This is a genomic window from Sedimentibacter sp., assembly GCF_033447055.1.
Lineage (GTDB): Bacteria > Bacillota > Clostridia > Tissierellales > Sedimentibacteraceae > Sedimentibacter.
On record NZ_JAWQJF010000073.1, the window covers coordinates 1 to 16136 of the forward strand.

15 protein-coding genes and 1 other annotated feature are annotated in these 16136 nt (G+C 36.1%); all 15 genes read left to right on the plus strand.

The features are described 5' to 3' along the window. On the plus strand, positions 1 to 1092 hold a 1092-nt coding region (gene tuf / locus SA378_RS04860), incomplete at its 5' end, for an elongation factor Tu (protein WP_318524860.1). Positions 1093 to 1358: 266 nt separating this feature from the next. Next, a complete protein-coding gene (gene rpmG / locus SA378_RS04865) occupies positions 1359 to 1508 on the plus strand; it encodes a 50S ribosomal protein L33 (RefSeq protein ID WP_318524861.1) in 150 nt (49 codons plus the stop codon). Positions 1509 to 1528: 20 nt separating this feature from the next. Then, positions 1529 to 1741, plus strand: a complete 213-nt coding sequence (gene secE, locus SA378_RS04870; RefSeq protein ID WP_318524862.1) for a preprotein translocase subunit SecE — start codon at positions 1529 to 1531, stop codon at positions 1739 to 1741. A 17-nt stretch (positions 1742 to 1758) separates the two neighbouring features. Then, on the plus strand, positions 1759 to 2286 hold the full coding sequence (nusG, locus tag SA378_RS04875; protein ID WP_318524863.1) for a transcription termination/antitermination protein NusG: 528 nt from the start codon (positions 1759 to 1761) through the stop codon (positions 2284 to 2286). 49 nt (positions 2287 to 2335) lie between these two features. Then, on the plus strand, positions 2336 to 2761 hold the full coding sequence (rplK, locus tag SA378_RS04880) for a 50S ribosomal protein L11 (protein WP_318524864.1): 426 nt from the start codon (positions 2336 to 2338) through the stop codon (positions 2759 to 2761). A gap of 58 nt (positions 2762 to 2819) precedes the next feature. Next, entirely contained in the window at positions 2820 to 3518 is a 699-nt protein-coding gene (gene rplA, locus SA378_RS04885) for a 50S ribosomal protein L1 (RefSeq protein ID WP_318524865.1), read from the plus strand. A 12-nt stretch (positions 3519 to 3530) separates the two neighbouring features. Next, positions 3531 to 3645: a sequence feature (ribosomal protein L10 leader region), on the plus strand. 13 nt (positions 3646 to 3658) lie between these two features. Beyond that, on the plus strand, positions 3659 to 4165 hold the full coding sequence (rplJ, locus tag SA378_RS04890) for a 50S ribosomal protein L10 (RefSeq protein WP_318524866.1): 507 nt from the start codon (positions 3659 to 3661) through the stop codon (positions 4163 to 4165). A 128-nt stretch (positions 4166 to 4293) separates the two neighbouring features. Then, complete coding sequence (rplL, locus tag SA378_RS04895) at positions 4294 to 4671, plus strand: 50S ribosomal protein L7/L12 (RefSeq protein ID WP_318524873.1); 378 nt, start codon at positions 4294 to 4296, stop codon at positions 4669 to 4671. A 297-nt stretch (positions 4672 to 4968) separates the two neighbouring features. Then, positions 4969 to 8715 carry a DNA-directed RNA polymerase subunit beta gene (gene rpoB, locus SA378_RS04900; protein ID WP_318524867.1) on the plus strand — a complete coding sequence of 1249 codons (3747 nt, stop codon included), beginning with the start codon at positions 4969 to 4971 and terminating at the stop codon, positions 8713 to 8715. A gap of 106 nt (positions 8716 to 8821) precedes the next feature. After that, complete coding sequence (gene rpoC / locus SA378_RS04905) at positions 8822 to 12337, plus strand: DNA-directed RNA polymerase subunit beta' (protein WP_318524868.1); 3516 nt, start codon at positions 8822 to 8824, stop codon at positions 12335 to 12337. A gap of 152 nt (positions 12338 to 12489) precedes the next feature. After that, on the plus strand, positions 12490 to 12723 hold the full coding sequence (locus SA378_RS04910; protein WP_318524869.1) for a ribosomal L7Ae/L30e/S12e/Gadd45 family protein: 234 nt from the start codon (positions 12490 to 12492) through the stop codon (positions 12721 to 12723). A gap of 26 nt (positions 12724 to 12749) precedes the next feature. Beyond that, complete coding sequence (gene rpsL / locus SA378_RS04915; protein WP_019227368.1) at positions 12750 to 13169, plus strand: 30S ribosomal protein S12; 420 nt, start codon at positions 12750 to 12752, stop codon at positions 13167 to 13169. Positions 13170 to 13306: 137 nt separating this feature from the next. After that, positions 13307 to 13777 carry a 30S ribosomal protein S7 gene (rpsG, locus tag SA378_RS04920; protein ID WP_318524870.1) on the plus strand — a complete coding sequence of 157 codons (471 nt, stop codon included), beginning with the start codon at positions 13307 to 13309 and terminating at the stop codon, positions 13775 to 13777. Between the two features lie 51 nt (positions 13778 to 13828). Next, a complete protein-coding gene (fusA, locus tag SA378_RS04925) occupies positions 13829 to 15898 on the plus strand; it encodes an elongation factor G (RefSeq protein ID WP_318524871.1) in 2070 nt (689 codons plus the stop codon). Between the two features lie 37 nt (positions 15899 to 15935). Further along, the coding region (locus SA378_RS04930; protein WP_318524872.1) for a GTP-binding protein at positions 15936 to 16136 on the plus strand (201 nt) is incomplete at its 3' end.

Genomic DNA, 16136 nt, shown 5'->3' on the forward strand with positions numbered 1-16136 from the left:
ACATTACATGAAAGATATGGTACAGGCGAAGCAGTAGCATTCGAAAACATTGACAAGGCACCAGAAGAAAGAGAAAGAGGAATCACAATTTCAACAGCACACGTAGAGTACGAAACACCAAACAGACACTACGCACACGTTGACTGCCCAGGCCATGCTGACTATGTAAAGAACATGATTACAGGAGCAGCACAAATGGACGGCGGTATCATAGTTGTATCAGCAGCAGATGGTCCTATGCCACAAACAAGAGAGCATATACTTCTTGCAAGACAGGTTGGAGTTCCAAGATTAGTAGTATTCTTAAACAAAGCTGATATGGTTGATGATCCAGAATTAATCGAATTAGTTGAAATGGAAGTTAGAGAACTTTTATCAGAATATGAATTTGACGGAGATAACACACCAATCATAGTTGGATCAGCATTAAAAGCTCTTGAAAATTCTGCAGGCGAATGGGGAGACAAAATCCTTGAATTAATGCAAGCAGTAGATGAATGGGTACCTACACCAGAAAGAGACATCGACAAACCATTCTTAATGCCAGTAGAAGATGTATTCTCAATCACAGGCAGAGGAACAGTTGCAACAGGAAGAGTTGAAAGAGGAGTATTAAAAGTTCAGGATAAGATCCAAATCGTTGGATTGAATGAAGAACCAAAAGAAACTGTATGTACAGGTGTTGAAATGTTCAAGAAATTACTTGATCAGGCACAAGCAGGAGACAACATAGGAGCACTTCTTAGAGGAATTCAAAGAAATGAAATCCAAAGAGGTCAAGTACTTGCAAAACCAGGTTCAATAACACCACATACAAAATTCAACGCAGAAGTATACGTATTAACTAAAGAAGAAGGCGGAAGACATACACCATTCTTTAACGGATACAGACCACAGTTTTATTTCAGAACAACTGACATCACAGGACAAATAGACCTTGAAGAAGGCGTAGAAATGTGCATGCCAGGAGACAACTCAAGATTTATAGTAGAATTAATCCATCCAATAGCAATAGAAGAAGGATTAAGATTTGCAATCCGTGAAGGCGGAAGAACAGTTGGATCCGGAGTTGTTACTAGCATAATAAAATAAAGAAGACCTACCGCTGTTTTTTAAAGGAATGGGGAGCTAAGATGATAATGATGAAAATTACTTATAAATTTTTATTGACAAGCGATTTTTATAAATGTATAATTCATAGGGTGAAAGAAGCTTTTGCTTGAGCAGAGGCTTTTTTTAGTGAAAAAATGAAATTATAAGACTTTAACGTTAAAAAAATATTGACAGTTAAATTGTTTTATGATATCTTATATTGGATAATGAGTCTTATGAGCAAATAAGGGTCTTGGAGGTGTAAAATGAGAGTAGCAGTTAAATTAGCATGCACAGAGTGCAAACAAAGAAATTATGATACAGAAAAGAACAAGAGAGAAAATCCTGAAAGATTAGAATTGAATAAATATTGCAAATTCTGTAAAAAACATACTCTTCACAAGGAAACAAAATAACCGTATTGAGGTGTTGGTAAATGTCAAATAGAGAAAATGAAAAACCAAAAGTTACAGCTCGTGTGAATAATTATTTCAAGGGTGTAAAATCAGAATTAAAAAAAGTCAATTGGCCTACTAAAAAGGAATTATTGAATTATACTGTTGTAGTTCTTGCTACTACTTTTGCTATGGCGCTTGTAATTTGGGGATTGGATCTTGTATTCCAGAATTTGGTTACATTGATTGTTTAAAAAGGAGTAATGCGAGTATGAAGCAGGAATCACAAGGATCAAGATGGTATGTTGTTCATACATATTCAGGACATGAAAACAAAGTTAAGGCTAATATTGAAAAACTTGTTGAAAACAGGGAAATGCAGGATATAATTTTTGAAGTTAGAGTGCCGGTAGAAGAATTTGCTGAAGTTAAAAACGGCAAGAAGAAAATGAAAGAAAGAAAAATGTTCCCTAGTTATGTTATCATTAAAATGATAATGACTGATGAATCTTGGTATCTTGTAAGAAACACGAGGGGAGTAACCGGTTTCGTAGGTCCTGGCTCTAAACCAGTCCCTTTGACAGATGAAGAAGTAAAAGCACTTGGCGTTGTAGAAAGACTTCCTGCCATAGAGCTTTTTGCAGGAGATACTATCAAGGTGAAAGAAGGCCCGTTTGAGGACTTTATTGGTGTTGTAGAAAGCATCAGTCAGGAAAAAAGAAAAATTAAAGCTTTTGTATCAATGTTTGGGAGAGAAACTCTTATCGAACTTGATTATGATCAGATTGAGAAAGTTTAACAACTTTTCAATAGATACATGCGTTTACGTATGAAGGAGGTGCAACGATATGGCTAAAAAAGTAACGGCTATAGTTAAGCTGCAAATACCAGCAGGAAAGGCTACTCCAGCTCCACCGGTTGGTACAGCGTTAGGACCTCATGGTGTGAATATAATGGGATTTTGTAAAGAATTTAATGCAAGGACAGCAGATCAAGCAGGTATGATAATACCTATTGTTTTAACTGTTTATCAAGATAGATCATTTACATTTATCACAAAAACTCCACCAGTGGCAGTTCTAATAAAAAAAGCAGTTGGTATTGAAAGTGGTTCGGGCGAACCAAACAAAAAGAAAGTAGCAACACTTTCTAAGGAAAAATGCGAAGAAATCGCAAAAGTAAAAATGCCAGATTTGAATGCTAATACTATTGAAGCAGCTATGAACTTAGTAGCGGGTACTGCAAGGAGTATGGGCGTTGTAGTAGAAAAATAATTAACACGGCACTGTGGAAGGCTGTAGTGGCTGCTTGACCACAAAGGAGGGTAATTAAATGCCAAAAAGAGGAAAAAAATATCAAGATAGTATGAAGACAATTGATAAATTGAAATTATACGATTTAGAAGAAGCTGTAGAAGTTATGCTTGGAACAGCAAAAGCTAATTTTGATGAGACTGTTGAGGCTCACGTAAAATTAGGTGTAGATTCAAGACATGCAGACCAACAAGTAAGAGGCGCTGTAGTTCTACCTCACGGAACTGGTAAGACTGTTCGTGTATTAGTATTTGCAAAAGGTGATAAAGCTAAAGAAGCTCAAGAAGCTGGAGCAGAATACGTGGGTGAAGCTGAATTGGCTGATAAAATTCAAAAAGAAAACTGGTTTGATTTTGATGTTGTAATAGCAACTCCAGATATGATGGGTATTGCTGGTAGACTTGGTAGAGTATTAGGACCTAAAGGTTTAATGCCTAACCCAAAATCAGGAACAGTAACATTTGATGTAGCAAAGGCTATTCAGGAGATTAAAGCAGGTAAAGTTGAATACAGACTTGATAAAACAAACATTATTCACGTTCCTGTAGGAAAAAAATCTTTCGGTACAGAAAAATTAGTTGATAATTTAAAAGTTGTAATGGATGCTATTGTTAAAGCTAAACCGGCAGCTGCTAAAGGTAAATACTTGAAGAGTGTTGCTATAGCTAGCACAATGGGACCTGGCATTAAGTTGAATACAACAAAACTAATGGACTAGTATTGACATAGAACTAAAATTAAATAAATACCGCAGACAGTTGGTACTCCGAGGAGTTTAATATCCAGCCGAGGTTGAAATTATAAACAATTTCTCTTCGTCTGCGGAGGGATTTTTTTGTTAAGGAGGTGTAACCGTACATGAATCAAACAGTGTTAGAACAGAAAAAACAAGTAGTCAGCGACATAACTGAAAAGTTAAGAAGTGCTAAATCAGTTGTACTGGTTGAATACAAAGGATTGACAGTTGAAAAAGCTACAGAATTGAGAAATAAGTGCAGAGAAGTTGGCGTTGAATATAAAGTTTATAAGAATTCTTTAATGCGTTTTGCGTTTAAAGAATTGGGATATGAAGATATTAACGTAAATTTGGAAGGACCAAATGCCATTGCTATATCATTTAATGATGAATTAGCTGCAGCAAAGGTTACAAATGACTTCGCTAAAACTAGCAATGAAACACTTATAATTAAAGCTGGTATAGCAGAAGGCAAAGTCATGAACGCTGACCAAATGAAACAATTGGCAAGTGTACCACCAAGAGAAGTTCTTCTTGGACAGTTGGCTGGTGTATTACAAGGAAATATCAGAAATCTTGCTTATATGCTTGATCAAATCAGAAAGAAAAATGAAGAAATAGCAAGCTAGTAACAAAATATGAAATATCGGGGACATTCCTTTAAGGTTTATCCTCAGGGGCTGACTCTCCTTAAAGGTGCGTCTCCCTGCAAAATAAAAAAACTAATAATTAACGGAAAAATAGGAGGTATATTGAAATTGCAAGTGAAAAAATCACAAAATTTGTTGAAGAAATAAAATTATTATCAGTATTAGAATTAAATGAATTAGTTAAAGCAATAGAAGAAGAATTTGGTGTATCAGCAGCAGCTCCAGTAGCAGTAGCTGGTGGTGCAGGTGTTGCAGCAGTTGTTGAAGAAGAAAAAACTGAATTTGATGTTGTTCTTGCTTCGGCTGGCGCAAGCAAAATCAAAGTTATCAAAGTTGTAAGAGAATTAACAGGTCTTGGCTTGAAAGAAGCTAAAGATGCAGTTGATGGAGCACCTACTACATTGAAAACTGCAGTTTCAAAAGAAGATGCAGACAAAATGAAAGCTGCTTTAGAAGCTGAAGGCGCAGCAGTAGAAATTAAATAGTTAACATTATTGACAATAAAAAAGACTTTACATAATGAGTAAAGTCTTTTTTGCTCATTTTAAATATAATTCATATGCATATTATTTATAAATTAGCAAATAATAGCAAATGTGTATGTTTGCGTGAGAAATCGTATTACAACATAAGTAAATTATAATTTAAAAAAATAAATAAAAAAGCAAAAAAATATTGACATAAAAAAAATATGGTGATATTATTATATATTGCCATGAGCATAAAATGTTGGCATAGAAATTGTAAGCCAACAAAAAATTATTAAACTAAGGGGTGAAAAAATGCCGCATCCTGTGAAAATAGGTAATAGAGTGAGAATGTCTTACTCTAAGATTAATGAAGTTTTAGAATTGCCAGATTTAGTTGAAGTGCAAAAGAAATCTTACGAATGGTTCTTAAGCGAGGGCTTGAAAGAAGTATTTGATGATATTTCACCAATTGAGGATTACACCGGCAATTTGATTCTGGAATTTATTGATCATTCTTTATATGGTGAACCAAAGTTCAGCCAGGTTGAATGTAAAGAAAGAGATACAACATATTCAGTACCGTTAAAACTTAAAGTAAGGCTGATTAATAAGGAAACGGGAGAAATTAAGGAACAAGAAGCGTTTATGGGTGAATTTCCTTTGATGACTGAAAAAGGTACGTTTATCATCAATGGTGCAGAACGTGTAATTGTTAGTCAGTTAGTCAGATCACCTGGAGTGTATTACAATATGAACAGGGATAAAGTTGGTAAGGAATTATATGAGGCTACTCTTATTCCAAATAGAGGTGCATGGCTCGAATATGAAACCGACTCTAACGACATTATTTATGTGAGAGTTGACCGTACCAGAAAACTTCCTGCAACAGTGCTTGTAAGAGCTATGGGGCTTTCTTCTAATGCTCAGATTATTGAAACATTAGGAGAAACTGAGCAGCTTTTAAAGACGCTTGAAAAGGACAATACTGCTAATACTGAAGAAGCTCTGATTGAAATTTACAAAAGATTAAGACCAGGTGAACCTCCAACATTAGATAGTGCTTCATCTTTAATTAATTCATTGTTTTTTGACCCAAAAAGATACGACTTAGCAAAAGTTGGAAGATATAAATTTAATAAAAAGCTCAGCTTGGGAAACAGAGTTATAGGAAAAAAATCTGCTGAAAATATTATTGATAAAGAAACCGGCGAAATATTGGTACATAAGGATGATACGATCAGTGAAGAATCAATAATAAAATTGGAAGCAGCTGGCGTGTTCTCTGTTGATGTTTACAACTCTGAAGATAAAGTTACTAAAGTTTTATGTAATAAGTTTGTTGATCCAAAAGTATTTGGATTAGATATAGATTTTGATAAACTTGGATTAAAAGAACGTGTTTTTTATCCAACAATGAAGAGAATAATAGAAGAAAACAGTTCTTTGGAAGATATTGAAAGAGCGTTGGTTGATAATATGAAGGAACTTACTCCAAGACATATTATTGTTGAAGATATGATTGCTTCTGCAAATTATCAATTAGGCTTATTTAAAGGAATAGGAAGTACTGATGACATAGACCACCTTGGAAACAGAAGGTTAAGAAGTGTCGGAGAACTTCTTCAAAATCAAGTTAGAGTTGGCTTGTCAAGAATGGAAAGAGTAGTAAGAGAAAGAATGACTATTCAAGACGTTGACGTTGTAACTCCTCAGGTTTTAATTAATATTAGACCTGTTTCTGCTGCAATAAAAGAATTTTTTGGAAGCAGTCAATTGTCTCAGTTCATGGACCAAACAAATCCACTTGCAGAACTTACTCACAAGAGAAGAATGTCTGCGCTTGGACCTGGCGGGTTAAGCAGAGACAGGGCAAGTTTTGAAGTAAGAGACGTTCATCATTCTCATTACAGCAGAATGTGTCCTATTGAAACTCCTGAAGGGCCTAACATCGGCTTGATTACTTCTTTGGCAATATACGCCAGAATAAATGATTATGGTTTCTTAGAAGCTCCATATAGGAGAATAAACAAGGAAACAGGACAGGTAACAGATGTTATTGATTATATAACTGCTGATATAGAAGATACTAAAATAATAGCGCAGTCAAATGAACCTTTAAATGAAGATGGAACATTTGCAAACAGCCGTGTTGTTGTTCGAGGAATCGACGGTATAAATGAAATTGTGTCAAGAGATATGGTTGATTACATGGAGGTTTCTCCTAAACAAGTAATATCAATTGGTACAGGAATGATACCTTTCCTTGAAAATGACGATGCTAACCGTGCCCTCATGGGTGCAAACATGCAAAGACAGGCGGTGCCTCTTTTAATTACTGAAGCTCCGGTTATAGGGACAGGATTAGAGTATAAAGCAGCTAAGGACTCGGGAGCAGTTGTTGTTGCTGAACATGATGGTGTAGCTCTTTCGGTAACTGCATCTGAGATTTTAGTGAAAAGAAACGATAATAATATGATAGACAAGTATCCAATATTGAAGTTTAAAAGATCAAACAGTGGTACTTGTGTAAATCAAAGACCTATTATATACAAGGGTGATGAAGTAAAAAGAGGACAGATTATTGCTGATGGTCCTTCTACTGAAAACGGAGATATGGCAATCGGAAAGAATCTTCTTATTGGTTTTATGAGATGGGAAGGGTACAATTACGAAGATGCTATGCTTTTAAATGAAAAGCTTGTAATGGAAGATGTTTTGACATCACTTCATATTGAAGAATATGAATCTGAAGCTAGAGATACAAAGCTTGGTCCTGAGGAAATTACAAGGGACATTCCAAATGTTGGGGATGATTCTTTAAAGGACTTTGACGAAAGAGTAATAATTAGAATTGGTGCTGAAGTTAAAGCTGGTGATATTCTTGTTGGTAAAGTTACTCCAAAGGGAGAAACGGAACTTACTGCCGAGGAAAGACTCTTAAGAGCAATCTTTGGTGAAAAAGCAAGAGAAGTCAGAGATACTTCGTTGAAAGTTCCACATGGAGAAACTGGTATTATAGTTGATGTAAAAGTATTTACCAGAGAAAACGGAGACGACTTAAGCCCGGGAGTTAGTAAACTTGTCAGAGTTTACATTGCTACAAAACGTAAAATAAACGTTGGGGATAAAATGTGCGGTAGACATGGTAACAAGGGCGTTATTTCTCGTATTATGCCTGAGGAAGATATGCCTTACCTACCAGATGGTACTCCTTTGCAGGTAGTATTAAATCCTCTGGGCGTTCCATCACGTATGAACATCGGTCAGGTGTTAGAAGTGCATCTTGGTCTGGCAGCTAAAAAATTAGGTTGGAATGTTGCAACATCTGTATTTGATGGTGCTACTGAGGATGATATCTGGGATGCTCTTGAAATGGCGGGATATCCAAGAAGTGGTAAAATTGAACTTAGAGATGGACGAAGCGGTGAATTCTTTGACGGACCTGTAACCGTTGGTTATATGTATATGCTGAAACTTCACCACCTTGTTGATGATAAAATACATGCTCGTTCAACAGGACCTTATTCTTTGGTTACACAACAGCCATTAGGAGGAAAAGCTCAATTTGGAGGACAAAGATTCGGAGAAATGGAAGTTTGGGCTTTGGAAGCGTATGGAGCAGCTCACACATTGCAGGAAATATTAACTGTTAAATCAGATGATGTTAACGGCAGAGTTAAAACGTATGAAGCTATTGTCAAAGGTGAAAATATTCCTGAACCAGGAATCCCTGAATCATTCAAGGTACTTGTAAAAGAATTGCAGAGTTTGGCTCTGGATATTAAAATAATTACCAGCGAGCAAGATGAAGTTGAAATAGTCGATACTATGGATAATGATGATGACTTACAAATTGAAGTTGAAAATCTTGGTGATCTTAAGTATGTAGAAGCAGATGGAATGATTGAAGTTGATGTTGCTGAGATTGATGGTGTTGACGAAATTGATGATATTGACGAAATTGACGAAATTGACGAAATTGATGATATTGACATATTTGACGACGCTGAGATAGATTTAGATAAAGATGACGATTATAGCGACGATGATGATTATTAATGAAGTGGGACACACCTCTACCATAGTGATGAGTGTGAGAAGGTAGAGGAATGTCCCAAAATATACAAGGGCCGATTGAAAAAATATAATGAAGGGAGCGAACTCCTTGGTAGATTACAATAATTTCGAATCAATAAGAATAGCATTGGCCTCTCCTGATAAAATAAGACAATGGTCGAGAGGAGAAGTTAAAAAGCCTGAAACAATTAATTACCGTACATTAAAACCTGAAAAAGACGGACTTTTTTGCGAAAAAATATTTGGACCAACAAAAGACTGGGAATGTCATTGCGGAAAATATAAAAGAGTCAGATATAAGGGAGTTGTATGTGACCGTTGTGGAGTAGAGGTCACAAAAGCAAAAGTCAGAAGAGAAAGAATGGGGCATATCGAGCTTGCGGCTCCGGTATCTCACATCTGGTATTTCAAAGGTATACCGAGTAGACTTGGTCTTATACTTGATATGTCTCCGAGAGCGTTGGAAAAAGTTTTATACTTTGCTCAATATGTAGTTACAGAAGCTGGTGACACTTCTTTATCGGAAAAACAGCTTTTATCTGAAATGGAATACAGAGAGTACAAAGATCATTATAAAAATGCATTTAAGGCTGAAATGGGTGCAGAAGCTGTAAAAAAACTACTTGAAAAAATAGATCTTGAAAAAGAATCAGCAGAACTGAAAAGTCAGTTAAAAGACAGCAAAGGCCAGAAAAAGATCAGAATCACAAGAAGACTTGAAGTAATAGAAGCCTTTAGGATTTCAGGTAACAGACCTGAATGGATGATTCTCGATGTTATTCCGGTAATTCCTCCAGAATTAAGACCAATGGTTCAGCTGGACGGTGGACGTTTTGCAACATCAGATTTAAATGATTTGTACAGAAGAGTTATAAATAGAAATAACCGTTTAAAAAGGCTTCTTGATTTAGGAGCGCCTGACATAATTGTAAGAAATGAAAAAAGAATGCTTCAAGAAGCTGTTGATGCTTTAATTGATAATGGTAGAAGAGGCAGGCCTGTTACAGGTCCCGGAAACAGACCTTTAAAATCATTATCTGATATGCTTAAAGGTAAACAAGGACGTTTCAGACAAAACCTTCTTGGAAAAAGAGTTGACTATTCAGGACGTTCTGTTATAGTTGTTGGTCCTGAACTTAAATTTAACCAATGTGGTCTTCCTAAGAAAATGGCATTGGAATTGTTTAAACCGTTTGTTATGAAGAAGCTTGTTGAAAATGGGACAGCTCACAATATAAAAAGTGCTAAGAAAAAAGTTGAAAAAGTTGACAATGCAGTATGGGATGTATTAGATGAAATAATTAAAGACCACACTGTAATGTTAAACCGTGCACCTACACTCCATAGACTTGGTATTCAATCTTTTGAACCAGTTCTTGTTGATGGAAAAGCAATAAAGCTCCATCCTCTTGTATGTACAGCATACAATGCGGACTTCGACGGAGACCAGATGGCTGTTCACGTTCCTTTATCTGTTGAGGCACAAGCAGAATCAAGGTTTTTAATGATGTCTACAAACAATATTTTAGCACCGAAGGATGGACGACCAATAACTACTCCTACACAGGATATGGTACTTGGAAGTTACTACATGACTCTTGAAATTGAAAATTGTAAAGGTCATGGAATGATATTTAAAGATTATGATGAAATGATGGTGGCATATTTCAATAAAGTAGTTGACTTGCATGCTAGGGTTAAAGTGAAATGTGTTGTGGACGGAGAAGCGAAACTAGTTGAAAGTACAGTTGGAAGGTTTATATTTAATGAAAATATACCTCAAAATCTTGGCTTTGTAGACAGGGAAAAAGATAAATTTTCTTTGGAAATAGATACCACTGTAACGAAGAAATCGCTTGAAGAAATAATATACAGATGCTTTAGAAGATATGGAAATTCGTATACGGCAGATGTTTTGGATGGAATTAAATCTAAAGGATACAGGTATTCAACTGTTGGAGCTATTACAGTAAGTGTAAGCGATATAACAGTTCCGGAAGAAAAGAAACTACTTATTGAAAAAGCTGAAAAGCAAGTTATTGAGTACGATAAAAAGTATCGCAGAGGCTTGATGACAGATGAAGAAAGATATGAAAATGTTATAAAAGTTTGGAATCAGACTACAGAAGATGTTACAGAAGCACTTATGAAGAGCCTGGATCCGTTAAATAGCATTTACATTATGTCTGTATCAGGAGCCCGTGGTGGTCGTAATCAGATTAAGCAGCTTGCCGGTATGCGTGGTCTTATGGCCAGTGCATCAGGTAAAACAGTTGAAGTTCCGGTAAAATCAAATTTCCGTGAAGGTCTTTCTGTTCTTGAATTCTTCCTATCAGCTACCGGTGCTCGTAAGGGACTTACAGATACTGCTCTTAGAACAGCAGACTCTGGTTACTTGACAAGAAGACTTGTTGACGTAAGCCAGGATGTTATAGTAAGAGAGGATGACTGCGGAACTACTGATGGTATAGAGGTAGAATCTTTTATTGATGGAAAAGAAATAATTGAAGATATGAGTGAGAGATGTGCTGACAGATATGCATCGTGTGATATAATCCATCCTGAAACAGGAGAGGTTATGGTAAAAGCAGGAGAATTTATATCTGAAGATACAGCTAAAAAAATACAAAGTTCGGGTATTAAAAAAGTAAAGGTAAGATCAGTTCTGACATGTAAAACTTCTCACGGTGTTTGTGCAAAATGTTATGGAACTAACTTGGCAACAGGTAAATTAGTTAATGTTGGGTCGGCAGTTGGTATAATTGCTGCACAATCAATTGGTGAACCTGGTACACAGCTTACAATGCGTACATTCCATACTGGCGGTATTGCTGCCGCAGCTGATATTACACAAGGTTTGCCTCGTATCGAAGAACTTTTTGAAGCAAGAAAGCCAAAAGGCCAGGCTATTATTTCTGAAATACCTGGAAGAGTGACTGTAACTGAAAAAATTCATAAAAGAGAAGTTACAGTAACAAACAACGATATGGCTGAGAGTAAGACGTATTTAATTCCTTACGGTTCCAAAATTTTGGTAACTGAGGGTGATTACTTGGAGCTTGGGGATAAAATTACTGATGGTTCTATTAATCCTCATGACATTTTGAATATTTTGGGAATGAAAGCTCTAGAGTCTTATATACTCATGGAAGTTCAGAGAGTTTATAGGATGCAGGGTGTTGATATCAGTGATAAGCACGTTGAAGTTATTATAAGACAGATGGTAAACAAAGTTAGAATCGAAGAAGCAGGAGACACCACATTGCTTCCCGGAAGTCTTGTTTCAATATTTGATTATAATGAACAAAATAAAGCTGCAATTGATGAAGGTAAGGAACCTGCATCTGGTGAAATTGCACTTTTAGGTATCACTAAATCATCACTTGCAACGGATTCTTTCTTGGCTTCTGCATCATTCCAGGAAACTACAAGAGTTCTGACAGATGCAGCAACAAAAGGAAAAGTTGATAATCTTCTTGGACTTAAAGAGAATGTAATTATTGGTAAACTTATACCAGCCGGTACAGGAATGAAAAAGTACAGGAATATAGGTACTACTACAGATGATGTTGAACATGAAGAACAAGAAGTTATAGAGGAATAAAATGAAATGTGTTAGTATCAAAAAAATATTTGACATCTAAAAAATAAGATGATAGAATACTTTAGTATTTTAATCATTAAATAAATTAATAAACAAGTTCATGGGGATATCCCCATGAACTAAGTATTTGTTAATAAGATAGGTGATTATGTATGAGTGAAGATAGAAAAATAGTTGTTGGCATGAAGCAGACTTTGAGAGCTTTGGCGAGAGACGAAGCTGAAAAAATTTATATTTCAAAGGATGCTGATTTGCATGTTACTAAACCAATCGCAGATGCTTGTAAAGAGCGTAATATAGAAATTTTATATTTTGAGAACATGAAGGAGCTTGGAGCGTCTTGCGGTATTAGCGTAAACGCAGCGGCGGCTGCCGTTTTAAAATAAATTATATTTTGTAAGGAGGTGCACGAATGCCATCAATAAACCAGTTAGTGAGAAAAGGAAGACAAGAAGTAACATACAAATCCAATTCTCCAGCATTGAATGTAAGCTATAACACTCTTCAAAAGAAGATGAATGAAACTAATTCACCTCAAAAAAGAGGAGTATGTACATCAGTTAAAACTGTAACACCTAAAAAACCTAACTCAGCTCTTAGAAAAATTGCCAGAGTTAAATTAACAACAGGCGTTGAAGTTACTGCGTACATTCCAGGAGTTGGCCACAACTTACAGGAACACAGCGTTGTTCTTATAAGAGGCGGAAGAGTTAAAGACTTACCAGGGGTTAGATACCATATAATCAGAGGTACCCTTGATACAGCTGGTGTAGCTAAAAGAAAACAATCTAGATCCAAATATGGAGCTAAGAGAGAAAAAGTAAAAAAATAACTAGACGATATCCGGCACACTATGCAGGTTATGATGCTGCTTAGTACCATAATATATATTATGCATTTTGTGCACAACGGCATTTATTATTGTCGAGTACCTGTGAATTAAATTTTATTATTAAGGAGGGAAGTAAAGTGCCAAGAAAAGGTCACATACCTAAGAGAGAAGTAATGGAAGATCCAATCTATAAAGATAAGGTCGTTTCCAAATTGATTAACCAACTGATGTATGATGGTAAAAAGGGAGTTGCTCAAACTATCGTTTACGATGCATTTGACATCATAAAAGAAAAGACAGGTGAAGAACCAATAGAGGTGTTCACTAAAGCAATGAACAACATCATGCCAGTTTTGGAAGTAAAAGCAAGAAGAGTCGGCGGTGCTACTTATCAAGTGCCGATAGAAGTAAGACCTGAGAGAAGACAAACTTTGGGTTTAAGATGGCTAGTAGGATATTCTCGTAAAAGAGGAGAAAAAACTATGCGTGAAAAGCTTGCAAAAGAATTAATGGATGCAGCTAACAACGTTGGAGCCAGCGTTAAGAAAAGAGAAGATACACATAAAATGGCAGAAGCTAATAAAGCATTTGCACACTTTAGATGGTAATATGCTTAAATTAAGTAATGAACTTAACTTAGCAGCGTGAAGGAGGTTAAAATGAGTAGAGAATATTCTTTGGAAAATACTAGAAATATTGGTATCATGGCGCATATTGATGCGGGAAAAACTACAACTACTGAAAGAATCCTGTTCTATACCGGGAAAATTCATAAAATTGGAGAAACTCATGAAGGTGCATCTCAGATGGACTGGATGGAGCAAGAGCAGGAAAGAGGAATTACAATAACTTCAGCTGCTACTACTTGTCATTGGAAAGATGTAAGAATAAATATTATTGATACACCAGGCCACGTAGACTTCACAGTTGAAGTTGAAAGATCATTGAGAGTACTTGATGGTGCGGTAACGGTGTTTGATGCTAAAATGGGTGTTGAACCTCAGTCAGAAACTGTTTGGAGACAGGCAGACAAATATGGTGTACCAAGAATTTGTTTAATAAACAAAATGGATAAAATGGGTGCTGATTTCTTCTTTTCGGTAGGAACAATCATTGACAGATTAAAAGCTAATGCTGTTCCGATTCAATTGCCTATTGGTACTGAGGAAAAATTCAGAGCTATAATAGACTTAGTAGAGATGAAGACTATAAATTATGGCAATGATGAAGGAACAGACATCACTATTACAGAAATACCAGAAGAATATGTTGATCAAGCAAATGAATACAGAGAAAAGTTAGTTGAAGCTGTAGCGGATACTGATGAATTATTGATGGAAAAGTACTTGAACGGTGAAGAAATTACTGTTGAAGAATTGAAAAAAGCAATAAGAGTTGCTACAATCAATGTACAGATAATACCTGTACTTTGCGGCACAGCATATAAACATAAAGGTGTTAGACTGATGTTGGATGCAGTTTTAGATTATTTGCCAAGTCCGGTTGAAGTACCACAAATGAAAGGCTTTGATCCTGACACTAAAGAAGAAGTTGAAGTGCATATTGCAGATGATGCTCCTTTAGCAGCGTTGGCATTTAAGATCATGACTGACCCATTTGTAGGAAAATTGACTTTCTTTAGAATTTATGGGGGAACATTAGAATCAGGAACCTATGTTCTAAATTCCACTAAAAACAAGAAAGAAAGAATTGGTCGTATTCTTCAGATGCATGCTAACAAGAGAGAAGAAATTAAAACATCTTATTCGGGAGACATAGAAGCAGCGGTAGGTTTTAAATTCACTACAACAGGAGATACATTGTGTGATCCTGACCATCCGATAGTATTGGAATCTATGGAATTCCCAGACCCAGTTATAGAAGTAGCAATTGAACCTAAGACTAAGGCAGGACAGGAAAAAATGGGTATCGGACTTCAAAAGCTTGCTGAAGAAGATCCTACATTCAAGACATATACAAACCCTGACACAGGCCAGACAATTATAGCAGGAATGGGCGAACTTCATTTGGAAATCATCGTTGACAGACTTTTAAGAGAATTCAAGGTTGAAGCAAATGTTGGTAAGCCACAGGTTTCTTATAAAGAAACAATTACCGGAACATCTGATGTTGATATGAAATATGCTAGACAATCTGGTGGTAAAGGACAATATGGTCACGTTAAAATCACTATGGAACCGCTTGAAGCTGGCAAGGGTATTGAATTTGTCAATGCAATTGTAGGCGGAGCTATTCCTAGGGAATATATTCCAGCAGTTGAAGCCGGTATCAGAGGCGCAGCTGAAAATGGTGTTCTTGCGGGATATCCGGTACTGGATTTCAAAGTAACATTGTATGATGGATCATATCATGAAGTTGACTCCTCAGAAATGGCGTTCAAGATTGCCGGATCTATGGCTTTCAAGGATGCTATGAGAAAGGCTTCACCGGTATTGATGGAACCTTATATGAAAGTTGAAGTAACAACTCCTGAAGATTACTTAGGAGATGTTATGGGAGACATAAGTTCCAGAAGAGGAAGAGTTGAAGGATTCTCTGACAGAAGCGGAGTTAAGATAGTAAATGCATTTGTTCCATTATCAGAAATGTTTGGATATGCAACTGTACTTCGTTCGATGAGTCAGGGTAGAGCAGCTTATTCAATGGAATTTGACCACTTTGAAAGAGTTCCAAACAGTGTAGCAGAAAAAATAACACAAAAACAATAATAATAAAAATAATACAATAAATTATGGAGGAAATAAAATGGCAAAGCAAAAATATGAAAGAAATAAACCCCATGTTAACGTTGGAACGATCGGCCACGTAGATCACGGCAAGACTACTTTAACAGCAGCAATTACTAAAACATTACATGAAAGATATGGTACAGGCGAAGCAGTAGCATTCGAAAACATTGACAAGGCACCAGAAGAAAGAGAAAGAGGAATCACAATTTCAACAGCA

Excerpts from the sequence above, each read along its gene's own strand:
- rplK (WP_318524864.1), top strand. The coding sequence starts at position 2,336 with ATGGCTAAAAAAGTAACGGCTATAGTTAAGCTGCAAATACCAGCAGGA.
- rplA (WP_318524865.1), top strand. The coding sequence starts at position 2,820 with ATGCCAAAAAGAGGAAAAAAATATCAAGATAGTATGAAGACAATTGAT.
- rpsL (WP_019227368.1), top strand. The coding sequence starts at position 12,750 with ATGCCATCAATAAACCAGTTAGTGAGAAAAGGAAGACAAGAAGTAACA.
- SA378_RS04910 (WP_318524869.1), top strand. The coding sequence starts at position 12,490 with ATGAGTGAAGATAGAAAAATAGTTGTTGGCATGAAGCAGACTTTGAGA.
- fusA (WP_318524871.1), top strand. The coding sequence starts at position 13,829 with ATGAGTAGAGAATATTCTTTGGAAAATACTAGAAATATTGGTATCATG.
- secE (WP_318524862.1), top strand. The coding sequence starts at position 1,529 with ATGTCAAATAGAGAAAATGAAAAACCAAAAGTTACAGCTCGTGTGAAT.
- rpmG (WP_318524861.1), top strand. The coding sequence starts at position 1,359 with ATGAGAGTAGCAGTTAAATTAGCATGCACAGAGTGCAAACAAAGAAAT.
- rplJ (WP_318524866.1), top strand. The coding sequence starts at position 3,659 with ATGAATCAAACAGTGTTAGAACAGAAAAAACAAGTAGTCAGCGACATA.
- nusG (WP_318524863.1), top strand. The coding sequence starts at position 1,759 with ATGAAGCAGGAATCACAAGGATCAAGATGGTATGTTGTTCATACATAT.
- rpoB (WP_318524867.1), top strand. The coding sequence starts at position 4,969 with ATGCCGCATCCTGTGAAAATAGGTAATAGAGTGAGAATGTCTTACTCT.